12 protein-coding genes are annotated in these 13,142 nt (G+C 36.1%); 8 read left to right on the top strand and 4 right to left on the bottom strand.

The features are described 5' to 3' along the window. Positions 1-12: 12 nt before the first annotated feature. The 3 genes from D1J36_RS05870 to glyA form a co-directional block, all read right to left on the bottom strand. Positions 13-1,938, bottom strand: coding sequence for a polysaccharide biosynthesis protein (locus D1J36_RS05870; RefSeq protein ID WP_154137583.1), 1,926 nt, complete (start codon positions 1,936-1,938; stop codon positions 13-15). Positions 1,939-2,043: 105 nt separating this feature from the next. Next, on the bottom strand, positions 2,044-2,529 hold the full coding sequence (locus tag D1J36_RS05865; RefSeq protein ID WP_154137582.1) for a regulatory protein RecX: 486 nt from the start codon (positions 2,527-2,529) through the stop codon (positions 2,044-2,046). Positions 2,530-2,593: 64 nt separating this feature from the next. Then, a complete protein-coding gene (gene glyA, locus D1J36_RS05860; protein ID WP_154137581.1) occupies positions 2,594-3,862 on the bottom strand; it encodes a serine hydroxymethyltransferase in 1,269 nt (422 codons plus the stop codon). 179 nt (positions 3,863-4,041) lie between these two features. On the opposite strand from glyA, the gene pgi reads away from it, so the two are divergent. The 8 genes from pgi to D1J36_RS05820 all read left to right on the top strand — a co-directional run bounded on the left by pgi (position 4,042) and on the right by D1J36_RS05820 (position 12,620). After that, positions 4,042-5,679 (top strand): glucose-6-phosphate isomerase, encoded by a 1,638-nt coding sequence (gene pgi, locus D1J36_RS05855; protein WP_154137580.1) that lies wholly within the window; start codon positions 4,042-4,044, stop codon positions 5,677-5,679. 38 nt (positions 5,680-5,717) lie between these two features. Continuing rightward, complete coding sequence (locus D1J36_RS05850; protein WP_014938066.1) at positions 5,718-6,602, top strand: bifunctional 5,10-methylenetetrahydrofolate dehydrogenase/5,10-methenyltetrahydrofolate cyclohydrolase; 885 nt, start codon at positions 5,718-5,720, stop codon at positions 6,600-6,602. A 4-nt stretch (positions 6,603-6,606) separates the two neighbouring features. Beyond that, complete coding sequence (locus tag D1J36_RS05845; RefSeq protein ID WP_154137579.1) at positions 6,607-7,182, top strand: Crp/Fnr family transcriptional regulator; 576 nt, start codon at positions 6,607-6,609, stop codon at positions 7,180-7,182. A gap of 37 nt (positions 7,183-7,219) precedes the next feature. Next, positions 7,220-7,867, top strand: a complete 648-nt coding sequence (locus D1J36_RS05840; RefSeq protein ID WP_154137578.1) for a hypothetical protein — start codon at positions 7,220-7,222, stop codon at positions 7,865-7,867. Between the two features lie 273 nt (positions 7,868-8,140). After that, entirely contained in the window at positions 8,141-8,989 is an 849-nt protein-coding gene (gene hchA, locus D1J36_RS05835) for a glyoxalase III HchA (RefSeq protein WP_154137577.1), read from the top strand. A 140-nt stretch (positions 8,990-9,129) separates the two neighbouring features. Continuing rightward, positions 9,130-10,299: a nicotinate phosphoribosyltransferase gene (pncB, locus tag D1J36_RS05830; protein WP_052911578.1), complete on the top strand. Its 1,170-nt coding sequence runs from the start codon at positions 9,130-9,132 to the stop codon at positions 10,297-10,299. 53 nt (positions 10,300-10,352) lie between these two features. Then, a complete protein-coding gene (rmuC, locus tag D1J36_RS05825) occupies positions 10,353-11,840 on the top strand; it encodes a DNA recombination protein RmuC (protein ID WP_154137576.1) in 1,488 nt (495 codons plus the stop codon). A 6-nt stretch (positions 11,841-11,846) separates the two neighbouring features. Further along, a complete protein-coding gene (locus tag D1J36_RS05820; protein WP_154137575.1) occupies positions 11,847-12,620 on the top strand; it encodes a TrmH family RNA methyltransferase in 774 nt (257 codons plus the stop codon). Between the two features lie 3 nt (positions 12,621-12,623). Here the strand turns inward: D1J36_RS05820 and D1J36_RS05815 are convergent, their stop codons facing one another. After that, positions 12,624-13,142 carry a GNAT family N-acetyltransferase gene (locus D1J36_RS05815; RefSeq protein ID WP_154137574.1) on the bottom strand — a complete coding sequence of 173 codons (519 nt, stop codon included), beginning with the start codon at positions 13,140-13,142 and terminating at the stop codon, positions 12,624-12,626.

The raw sequence follows: 13,142 nt of genomic DNA, 5'->3' as shown, positions 1-13,142 counted from the left end.
ACTTTTAAAGTACTATTTATCCAAACATTCAAATACCGAGTTATTACTTCTAAACTCTCTAACTATCTCCTTCAAAATTCTAACCACCTCTACTTTATCTTTATCTTTAGCTTTCTCATATATTCTAGATGTTAATTCATCTATTTCTTCATACAACATAACTGAGTCCTTAGAAATCATGATTTTTTCGTGATGCGTAGGAAGGGTTTTTGTATCATCACTCAAAAGTTCTTCATACAGTTTCTCCCCTGGTCTTAGACCTGTATAAACAATTTTTATATCTACATCTGGCTCTAGACCAGACAATTTAATCATTCTTCGTGCAAGATTGAGTATCTTCACAGGTTCCCCCATATCAAATACAAATATTTCTCCTCCTTTTCCCATAGTTCCTGCTTGTAAAACAAGTTCACACGCTTCCGGAATGGTCATAAAATACCTTACTATATCAGGGTGTGTAATTGTAACTGGACCACCTTTCTCTATTTGTTTTCTAAAATGAGGAATTACCGAACCGTTGGATCCTAAAACATTGCCAAATCTGGTGGTAATAAATTTAGTCTGATTATCTTGTTCATTTTGTAGAGCTTGCACAAAAAGCTCTGCGGCTCTTTTAGAGGCTCCCATTACATTAGTAGGATTAACAGCCTTATCCGTAGAGACCATTACAAACCTATTAACTTTAAAACAACTAGACAAAAGTGCCAAGTTCTTACTCCCTTGAATATTAACTAGAGCAGCTTCATGCGGATTGTTTTCTATCAAAGGAACATGCTTATAGGCAGCCGCATGGTATACCATAGAGAAATTATATTCTTTAAATACCGACTCTAATCGTTCTCTATTAGTTATATCTGCCAGTATAAATTCAAACCTAATATTAGGGTAGTTTTCCTCCACCTCCAGCTGTATTTCATGCAAAGGAGTCTCTGCTTGGTCTAGAACAACTATTAACGAAGGTTCAAACTGTGCTACTTGCCTTACTATTTCACTACCTATAGATCCCGCACCTCCAGTAACTAAAACCGTTTTTTGGTAGTGTCTTTTCTTAACTTCTTCATTCTCTATAACAATAGGCTTTCTATTAAGTAAATCTTCTATTTGGAGATTTTTAATATTCCCCCCATCGTTTCTCAACTTTTGAACGGTTGGAGATTTGAACACCTTTAAATCTTTTTCTAAAAATAAATTAACCCACTCTGTAAGTTCTTCTCTAGAAGCTATATTACTACCTATCAAAATACCATCTACTCCTAAATATTCCTTAGTATTTTTCTCTAAAATATCCCTAGTATAGATTCTTTTACCTAAAAGTTTAGCTTTATTTGAGTCTTTCCTAGATGTAATAAATCCTACTACCTCAAACGGTAACAGCGGATTCCCCATCACCGCTTTAGCAATCGCTACAGACTCTTCTCCTATACCCAACAGGAGGATTTGTTTTTTCAACGAGCTTCTTCTATACTCCTTTGCCCATCTAAATATTTCTTTCACCACAAGCCTAAACACAAAAAGAACAGTGAAAGAAATACAAAAATATATGATAAGGATAGGAAGCAAAAAAAGCTTCTGTTTAAAAAGGAAATAATAGATATAGTTAAATATGCCTAAAGTAAAAACAGTACAAAAGCTAGCTAATAAAATTTTGAATAAATCTACAAAAGTAGAGTGTCTGATAATCCCAGAATAGGTACGAAAAACAAACATGAAAAAGATATTCACACCTAATATAGCCACATATTTTTGGTAAAAATTGAGTATGTACGAATGGTGCATAAAACTAAGCCTATCTATAGTAGCATAAGCCAAAACTAAAGAAAAAGTTAAAAAGAAAATATCTATAAGAAGCACCACCCATCTAGGCAAATATCGAACATTTGAAAGGCTCACCATATTATCGCCTCCATAGATTTTATTCTTCAGTTCACTAAAATTCATTTTTACTATACCAAATTATACGCAATCCTGACCGCAAATTTAAAAATTTTATCACTTGTATAAAATTTTATATACCTATTATAAATCAGTTTTTTTTATTTCTAATTAAAAGATGTCATCATCTCCCCTATGTAACACAAACTGTACTGCCTCATATTCATACCCTTTCCCTAGCAAATATCTAACAGCCTTTTGCTTTTTCTCAAAATCAGTGCCACTTTTTAAACTAACCACATACCTGTGATACAAATTAGCCAGCACTTCAAGATATTTTCCCTCGTCAATCTCTGTCATAGCTATATTTATCAGCTTTTCGGATATTCCTTTAAACCTAAGATGATTTGCTATTTTTTTTCGTCCCCAGCTTTTATGATAAAACTTCCCTCTTACATAACTCCTTGCGAAGCGTTCCTCATTGAGAAAGTTTTCTCTCATAAGATAAAGTAAAATTTCATCTTTAGCTTCAGGAATAAGCATAAATTCTCTCATTTTTTGCTCTACCTCTTGATGACAACGGTCTTGATAGGTACAATAATTTACCATCTTTAGTTTAACTTCATCAAAGGTGAACAATTTTTTCTCCATAGGCATCGAGACAAAAAATTTCGAAGGCAAATCATTACCTCCGAAATTATATTAAACTTATTAAAAATAACTAGTATTGAAATAACGGTCTACCAGACATCAAATCATTCACTTCTTTCTTAACTTCCTCTAAAACAGAATCATTATTAAGATTAGAAACCACTTTAGAAATCAGTTCAGCTACGGAATCCATATCGTTTTCTTTAAGTCCTCTAGTGGTAATTGCAGGAGTTCCCAATCTTATACCCGAAGTAATGAACGCCGACTTATCATCAAAAGGCACCATATTCTTATTACAAGTAATATCTGCTTTTACTAAGGCTTTTTCTGTTTCTTTACCATTAACACCTTTATTACGAAGGTCTACCAACATAAGGTGATTATCCGTTCCACCACCCACAATTTCAAATCCTCTATCTATTAGAGCCTTAGCCAAAGCTCTTGCATTAGCTACCACTTGTTTAGCATAAGTTTCAAACTTAACATCTATCGCCTCACCAAAAGCTACCGCTTTAGCCGCTATCACATGCTCTAACGGACCACCTTGTATCCCTGGAAACACCGCACTATCTAGTACTGCACTCATCATTTTGGTTTCTCCTTTAGGTGTTTTATGACCATAAGGGTTTTCAAAATCTTTACCTAACATTATCAGACCTCCTCTAGGCCCTCTTAAAGTTTTGTGTGTAGTAGTAGTTACCACATCGCAGTAAGGGAACGGAGAACTTAATAAACCTTTAGCTACCAATCCTGCAGGGTGTGCAATATCTGCCCAAAGTGTAGCTCCTACCTCATCTGCTACCTCACGGAATTTAGCATAGTCTAAATCACGAGAATACGCCGAATATCCTGCTATAATAAGTTTTGGTTTTACCTCTAAAGCTTTCTGACGCATAGCTTCGTAATCTATCAGTCCTGTTTCTCTTTCTACACCGTAGAACTGTGCATTGTATTGTATTCCCGAAAAGTTAACAAACGAACCATGGGTTAAATGCCCTCCCATTGATAAATCTAGACCCAATATTGTATCTCCAGGTTTAAGACATGCTAGATAGATAGCTGCATTAGCTTGAGAACCAGAATGTGGCTGAACATTAGCATATTCTACTCCAAACAATTGTTTTGCTCTATCTATCGCTAGCTTTTCTACTTCGTCTACCACTTCACAGCCACCATAATAGCGTCTTCCTGGATAGCCTTCTGCATATTTATTCGTGAGAACACTTCCCATTGCTTTCATTACTTCGTCAGACACGAAGTTTTCAGAAGCAATCAGCTCTATACCGTGCACTTGGCGTGTTCTTTCTTGCTCTATCAAATCAAAAATTACATCTCTCATATTTTATCTTTTTATGTCTAAACTTACAAAGTCCCAAATTTAATAAAATCCAAACATTCTCACGGCATACTTTACAAAATATTTTTTACAGTGCTATTTTTTCTACATCAACACCCTTAGAAAAAAGCGACAAATCAATCTATATTTTCTTAAATTTGCAAGAATTAAATTGACATGATATGTTACCTAAAATAAATCCCACACATACTACCTCTTGGCAAAAATTAACTTCTCATTTTGACCAAAACGACTTTGACCTTCGAGAATTATTCAACAATCCTAATAGATTTAATGAGTTTTCTATCAAAAAAGAGAATTTTCTATTTGACTATTCCAAAAACCTCATTAATGAGAAAACCAAGGAATTACTCATCAATCTAGCTAAAGAGGTCCAACTCAAAGAAGCGATAGAGAGTATGTTTTCTGGAGAAAAAATCAACGAAACCGAACAAAGAGCCGTTCTTCACACTGCTTTGAGGGATTTTTCTGACAGAGAAATAATAGTAGATGGAGAAAACATTAAACCAAAAATACAGAAAGTACTACAGCAGATGAAACAATTTTCAGAAGCTGTAATTTTAGGGAAACACAAAGGGTTTTCGGATAAAGAAATCACTGATGTAGTAAATATTGGCATCGGAGGCTCAGACCTTGGACCTGTAATGGTTTGTTCTGCTCTAAAGCATTTTAAAACAAGACTGAATGTTCACTTCGTTTCTAATGTGGACGGAAATCATTTGGCTGAAACTTTAAAAAACCTCAACCCCGAAACTACTCTTTTCATCATTGCTTCTAAAACATTCACTACACAAGAGACGATGACCAACGCACTTTCTGCAAAAGAATGGTTCTTAAAAGCAGGAACAGAAGAAGAGGTGGCTAAACATTTCGTAGCATTATCTACCAATATTGAAGCGGTTAAAAGTTTTGGCATTTCAGAAGAAAACATTTTTGAATTTTGGAATTGGGTTGGTGGTAGATACTCTTTATGGAGTGCTATTGGTCTTAGCATTACGCTATCCATTGGCTATGATAATTTTGAAGCTTTATTAAAAGGAGCTTACGACACCGACACTCACTTTAAAAACACTGAATTTGAACATAATATCCCTGTGATTATGGGATTACTTGGCGTTTGGTATCGCAACTTCTATGCTTCTACCAGCTATGCTGTACTGCCTTATTCGCAGTATCTAGAGCGTTTTCCTGCTTATCTACAACAAGGCGACATGGAAAGTAACGGAAAATCTGTAGACAGAAATGGAGATTTTGTAGAGTACCAAACTGGTCCTATTATATGGGGAGAGCCAGGTACTAACGGGCAACATGCCTTCTACCAGCTCATTCATCAAGGTACGGAGCTTATTCCATCTGATTTTATCGCTTACGCTCAATCTTGCAATAAGGTAGCCGACCATCAGGAAAAACTTTTAGCTAACTTTTTTGCTCAAACCGAAGCCCTTGCTTTCGGTAAAACAGAAGAAGAAGCTAAAGCAGAGCTAAAACAACAAGGGAAAAGTAAGGAAGAAATTAAAGCACTCCTTAACCATAAAATATTCTTAGGAAATATTCCTACCAATTCTTTCTTGTTTAAAGAGCTTACGCCTTTTTCTTTAGGACAACTAATTGCTTTGTACGAACATAAAATTTTCGTTCAGGGCGTTATTTGGAACATCTTTAGTTTTGACCAATTCGGTGTGGAACTTGGTAAAGTTTTGGCAGGAAATATTTTAAAGGAACTGAAATCATCAGAAGCTACCCAGTCTCACGACAGTTCTACCAATGGTTTAATCAATTATTTTAAAGACAACCGATAATCTTCAATTCAAATAAATCTAATAAAAAGTATATACTAATGGCTCAAATTTTAGACGGATTAAAAATATCCAAAGAAATCAAAGCAGAAATTAAAGCAGATGTAGAGAAAATTAAAGCATCTGGAAAGCGTTTGCCTCATCTTTCCGCTATATTAGTAGGAAACAATGGAGCAAGCAAGGCTTATGTTAATTCTAAAATTAAAGACTGTGCAGAAGTTGGCTTTCAGTCTTCTTTGCACAAATTTCCTAGTACAGCATCGGAGGCTGAAGTTTTGGAAAAAATAAAAGAACTCAATGAAAACCCAGATGTAGACGGTTTTATTGTTCAGCTACCACTTCCGAAACAAATGGATCAGGAGAAAATCATTATGGCGATAGACCCAAGAAAAGATGTAGATGGTTTTCACCCAGAAAACTTTGGAAGAATGGCTCTGGAAATGGATACCTTCTTACCAGCAACGCCTTTCGGAATTCTTACCCTTCTAGAACGCTACCAAATAGAAACCAAAGGAAAACATTGCGTTATTATTGGTAGAAGTCGTATCGTAGGACGACCTATGAGCATTCTAATGGGAAGAAAAGATTTTCCTGGAAACTCTACCGTAACACTTACCCACTCTTACACTCCTCATATAGAAGAATTTACTAAAAATGCAGATATTGTAATTACTGCTTTGGGCGACCCTTATTTCTTAAAAGGAGATATGATAAAGAAAGGAGCTATCGTGATAGATGTGGGCATTACGAGAGTAGATGATGATAGTGAAAAAGGCTATAAATTAGCAGGCGATGTAGATTTCGACAGCTGTGCTGAAAAAGCTTCATGGATTACGCCTGTACCAGGAGGAGTAGGACCTATGACTAGAGCTATGTTAATGAAAAACACACTATTAGCTTACAAGCACACCATATACAAAGACTAACCATTTGGAACACAAGGAAAACTTCTTAAATCATATCAGAGAAATCATCTTTCTTTCGGGGGAAGAGTTTGATGAAATTTGGGAATATTTTAGTGTTAAAAATATCAGAAAAAAACAATTCCTAGTACAAGAATACCAAACTTCTAATGAAATCTATTGGGTGGCGTCAGGTATTTTCAAATCCAGTTTCTTTGATACAGATGGTAAAGAACATATTCTCCAGTTTGCCTCTAGTGGGTGGTGGACTGGAGATTTTTCCGCATTTTACAAGCAACAAAAAACACAACTTTCCATAGAATGTTTAGAAAACGGTAGCGTACTTGCCATTACTCAGCAAAATATGGATATTCTTTGCCAAAAGTTTCCTCTATTGGAAAGATTTTTCAGAATCAAAACTAATTTCGGATACATTGCATTACAAGAACGCATCATTTCCCTTATGACCCAATCTGCCAAACAACGCTACCAAAATTTCTTAAAACAATATCCTCATTTAGTACAAAAACTACCTAAACAAACCATCGCTAGTTATCTAGGCGTTTCTAGAGAGACTCTTAGTAGACTTTCTTTAAGCGAATAGTTATGTGCAACTTTAATAACGACACTAAACAGACAATATGCCATTCACGACAGAAACAAAGAATGAAGTAGAAAAATATATAAATAAACACTTGCCAGACGAAAATTGGTTTGAAGATTTTTTTGACTATATAAAAGACAAAACACTTTCAAATAGATTAGCGGAAGAATTTAAAGCTATTAGATATATCTATAAGTTTTTAGAAGGTATGCAAGCTGAAGAGTGGCTTAAAAACGCTCAAATCAGAATTCAAATCATATATTATGCATCAATTTATGAAGCTATAATTCATTATGTATTGTTTGACTTGTTTCCGACAAATCATTTGGTTTTAAAACTTTATGAAACCAAAACATGTAAACGCATATCCGTTAGTAAAGAACTCGATGGTCTGACTCATCAAGGAAGAAAAATTTATACGACTTATGAAGATATAATATATAAAGACATTAAGCAAATAAGATTTGAGCATAAAGCTGATGTTGCTAATTCGCTTGGACTTATTGACGAAAAACTTAGAGATGAGCTTAAAGAAATTTATGCTTTAAGAAATGCGATTCACTTACACGCAGAAATTCAAAAAGGAATAAACTATGAAATGAAAATGTCACTAACTGCATATAGAAGAATGCAAGTATTTAAACAACAAATGACGGATGGTTTGACAAAACACGGATTATTGTAAAATTAAAATTGATTTAAAGAAAAGCTGCACATAACATAGTATTTGCAAAAGGTGGGATTAAGGTGTTGAACTGACAAGCATCTACTTAGGTTAGTCGAAATTGAACTATTCGTTCAATTTATTCTGCCCTTCGCAAATACTTTTTGAGCCTACTATAAAAATTACTCTTGTGATTTACCTCACACTTTTTTTGTGATTTATATCCTTAGACCTCTAAGCGCATCCATCTATCTTTGCACAAGAAATTAATGTTAAACACTAAAAATTAAAAAGATGTCACAAGAATTAAGTAATCAACCTGTATTTGATGGTGTAGGCTACGAGCCTTCTCCCCTATCATTATCTATGTTTGTTGCTCCAAAAACCGACTACGATTTTGCCCAATATCCTAACGCCAACACCGATAGAAACAAAAAGGTACTAGTAGTGTGTACCGAAGAAAAATATATGACCATGCAAAATGGTAAGAAATTTTCAACAGGTAACCACCCTGTAGAAACCTTAGTACCAATGTTACATTTAGATGCGGCAGGTTTTGAGGCGGAAATTTTTACGCCTACAGGTGCTCCAGCTGTTTTAGAAATGTGGGCAATGCCTTCCGAAGACGAAGCCGTAAAAGGTGTTTTTGAAAAGTATAAAACCCAATTTGAAACACCTAAAAGTTTAAAAGATTTTGTAGAAGGAGATATGGCTTCCGAAACTGAATATGTAGCCGTATTTTTACCCGGTGGACACGGTGCTATGCTAGGACTACCAACAAATGATGATTTAAAAAAGACAATCCATTGGGCATACCAACAAGAGAAATTTGTACTTGCTATTTGCCATGGTCCTGCAGCACTATTAGCAGCAGCACATAATGAATCTGCGGAAAATTTTCCGTATAAAGGCTACAAAATAAAATCTTTCCCTGACATTATAGATACACAAACACCTGCTATTGGCTATGTACCAGGAGAAATGCCTTGGTTCTATGGGGAAAAACTAAAAGCTCTAGGTATGGAAATTCTTAATGAGGATATTTCTGGAGCGTGCTACACAGACCGAAAATTAGTAACAGGCGATAGCCCACTAGCCGCCAACAATTTTGGCAAAATGAGTGCTGAAGCTCTACTAGGATAACTTTTTTCTTTTTTCATATCTTTCATACAAAACCATTTCTTAAGAAATGGTTTTTTGCTTTAAACGCCATTATAATTAAATGATAACTTCATCATTCTCACAAAAAACCCTATTTTTGTTGCATATAAACTAGAAGTATTATGCCAGAAGTGCGTCTAAAGTCTATTATAGACAACGATTTCTATAAAATAACTATGCAAAACGCCGTAGTGAAATTATTTCCTACCGCTAGAGTAAAATACGAATTTATCAACCGTGGGAAACATTTTTTCCCTGAAGGCTTTGCTGATGAATTAAGAAAAGCCGTAGATTCTATGGCAGAGCTAAAACTCACCAAAGAAGAAAAACTATACTTACAAGAAACCTGTCCTTACTTAGCCTTACCTTACCTAGACTTTTTAGAAGGCTATCATTACGACCCTTCCGAAGTTAAAATCGTACAAGAAGGCAATGATATTAAAGTAAGTGTAGAAGGGCTTTGGTATCGCACCATATTATGGGAAGTTCCACTTTTGGCACTCATTTCTGAACTCCATTACCGAATGAACAAAATGGAGCGAGATTCCAACGAAACCGTTGTGCAAAATACCGTAGAAAAGTCTAAAAAACTTAACGAACTAGGTGTTACCTTTGCTGAATTTGGAACCAGAAGACGCCACTCTTACAAAGTCCACCAATTAGTAATGGAGGCTCTTATGGAAGAAAAAGGGCAGTTTATCGGAACTTCTAATGTTCATTTTGCTATGAAATATGGTGTAAAACCTATCGGCACCCACGCCCACGAATGGTTTATGTTCCACGCCGCAGAATATGGTTTCAAAATGGCAAATCAACTCGCATTAGAACATTGGGTAGATGTTTATCGTGGTGATTTAGGAGTTGCTCTTTCGGACACTTATACCACCGAAGTTTTCTTCCGCCAATTTGATAAGAAGTTCGCTAAACTTTTTGACGGTGTTCGCCACGACAGCGGAGACCCAATAGAATTTGCAAAAAAGACCATAGAACATTACGAGAGTTTTGGCATCAATCCTAACTTTAAATACATCATTTTCTCCGATGGTTTAAATCTCGAAAAAGTAGAAGAAATAACCAAAGCAACTCGCGGCACCATAGGCATCTCTTTTGGTATAGGCACCAATCTTACTAACGATGTAGGTCTAAAACCAATGAACATCGTGATGAAACTCATAGGCGTACAAGCCCCTAACGGCGACTGGATTCCTACAGTAAAACTTTCCGATGAAAGAGGCAAATACACAGGAGAGCCTAAAATGATAGAGCTCGCAAAAGAAGTGCTTAGAATATAACTTTCAGAAAAGACCGTTTGTAGTACAAATTATATAAAATTTAGATTAAATAGATGACTTTATACTTTCTCATCATTTTTATTTTTGGAGGAGTGATAGGTGGGCTTATGGTTTACTTTTTTGGTAAATCAAACACCATTTCTAGAGCAACCTATGACGAGCTCAATCGTAATTTTATAGCCAATGAAACCGACCTTAAAAATTGGATTTCAAAGACCAAAGATTTAGAACAAAGCCTGAATTTGGAAAAAGAACACTATAAAGCAAAAACCACAGAAAACGAAAGCCTTAAAGATTCTTTATCCAAAACTTCAGCTACGCTAGAAACAGCACATAGCCAAATAGAAGAACTAAAAACCCAACTACAAACCCAAACACTTAACCTCTCTCAACTACAGGAGAAAAATCAGCATTATTATGCTAAAATAAGTGAACTTTCCGCCAAAAACGAAACTCTAGAACAATCATTAGTCAGTCAAAAAAAGGAAATACAAGAGCTACAAGAAGCCACAAAACTTCAGTTTGAAAACATTGCTAATAAAATTTTAGAGGAGAAAACCGAAAAATTTACTTCCCTTAACAAAGAAAATTTAGGACATATATTAAAACCTTTCCAAGAGAAAATCACGGAGCTCAAAAACACCGTACACGAAACCTATGATAAAGAGGCTAAAGAACGCTTTTCTCTAGGAGCAAAGGTAAAAGAGTTGGCAGAACTCAACCAACAAATTTCCGAAGACGCCAAAAAACTAACCCGTGCTTTAAAGGGCGAAGCTAAAACACAGGGCAGATGGGGCGAAATGATATTGGAGAGTATCTTAGAGAAATCTGGCTTGGTAAAAAACAGAGAATACTTCCTAGAACACGAGCTTAAAAATGAGGACAACAAAGCCCTTTATTCCGAGTTTTCGGGTAAGAAAATGCGTCCCGATGCTGTAGTAAAATATCCTGACCAGCGTACCGTCATTATAGATTCTAAGGTATCACTTACCGCCTTTACCGATTTAATAGACGAAACCGATGCCGACCTCTACGACATCAACCTCAACAAACACCTTAGTTCGGTTAAAAATCACATTGTAGAGTTGTCCCATAAAGCCTATGATGATTATGGTAAATCACTAGATTTCGTAATGATGTTTATCCCTAGCGAACCTGCCTATATTGCCGCTATGCAAGCCGACCCTAACCTTTGGAGCTTTGCTTATGATAGGCGAATATTACTCCTCAACCCAAGTAACCTCATTACTTCACTAAAACTGATTGCCGACCTTTGGAAGCGAGAATATCAAAACCAAAACGCAATGGCTATCGCCGAGAGAGGGGCTAAACTTTACGATAAGTTTGTAGGATTTGTAGAAAATCTAGAGAAGGTTGGCAAAAATATAGACAACGCTAAAGCTGCCTATAACGATGCCTTTGGACAGCTTACCTCGGGCAGAGATAACCTTGTGAAACAAACCGAAAAACTAAAAGAGTTAGGCGTAAAAACCAAAAAGACCCTTGCACAAGGTCTGATAGACGACAGCGAAAAAGACTAGCCAAAAATGAAAACAATCATAGAAAGTTTACAGAACGACAAAATAAAACACCTCAACCGATTAGCCACCGACAATAGGTTTAGAAAAAAGCAAGGCGTTTTCATTGTAGAAGGTGTGCAGGAAAATCAGAGAGCCTTAACTTTTGGCAACGAAGCCCTAGAGTTTTACATCTGTGAGAGTATTTTCTCTGCAGAGCCACCCACCAATGCAAAAACCTATTACATTACAGATAAGATATACCAAAAAATCGCTTATAGAGGTACTACCGAAGGGATTATCGGCGTTTACAAAACACCACAAAACCACTTAGACCATTTTATTCCGTCCGAAAATGCTTCGGTCATCATTGTAGAAAGCATAGAAAAACCGGGCAACCTTGGGGCTATACTTAGAAGCTGCGAAGCGTTTGGCATAGACGCCCTTATTGTTACCGACCCTAAAGTAGATTTTTACAACCCAAATGTCATTAGGTCTAGTGTAGGTTGTTTATTTGGTATGAATATTTTTCAAGCGGATAACCAGAGTACTTTAGCATTTTTAAAGAAACACCATTTTAAGGTTTACACCACCTTTATGAGCGAAGACGCCCAGCTAATCCACCAAAAAGACTTTAAAACCAAAACCGCTTTAATTTTTGGGACAGAGCACTCTGGGATTAGTGATTTTTGGAAAGGCAAGGCAGAAAACATTCTTGTGCCTATGGCAGGGACAATAGACTCCCTCAACCTAAGCAATGCCGTAGCAGTGAGTTGCTACGAAATTTTAAGACAGCGGTTATAGTTTTTATAATTTCAGCTTCATCATAATATCCGTTTGAGGGTCATCTCCCAATACAAACAGATGCTTGTCAAACGCCACGAAGCCATTTTTCTCATAAAAACGAATGGCTTTGTAGTTCTGTTCCCATACCCCTAACCAAATATAATCTACCCCTCTATCTCTAGCCAGTTGGAGAGTATGTTCGTAGAGGGCTTGCCCTACCCTTTTACCTTGGAAGGCTTTCAGTACATAGATACGCTCTATCTCAATAGCTTTAGAGTCTTTCAACTCCGTTTGCGAAACACCAAAATTAAGCTTAAGATACCCCGCTAACACCTCATCAACTCTAGCAAAATAAAACTCCGAAAACTCATCTAGCAACTCCTCTCTAAGGCACTTTACAGAAAAAGCCTCATCTAAATACTTTTGCATGTTCTCTGGAGTATTATCCGTAGCAAAAGTCTCATAGAAAGTAGTTTTACTTATCTGTTGTAGAGCCTCAACCTCATTAGTTTTTACTTTTTTTATTGCAATTCCCAACAT

It is taken from the genome of Riemerella anatipestifer (genome assembly GCF_009670965.2).
Taxonomy (GTDB): domain Bacteria; phylum Bacteroidota; class Bacteroidia; order Flavobacteriales; family Weeksellaceae; genus Riemerella; species Riemerella anatipestifer_B.
This window is presented reverse-complemented; position numbering and strand designations above follow the sequence as displayed.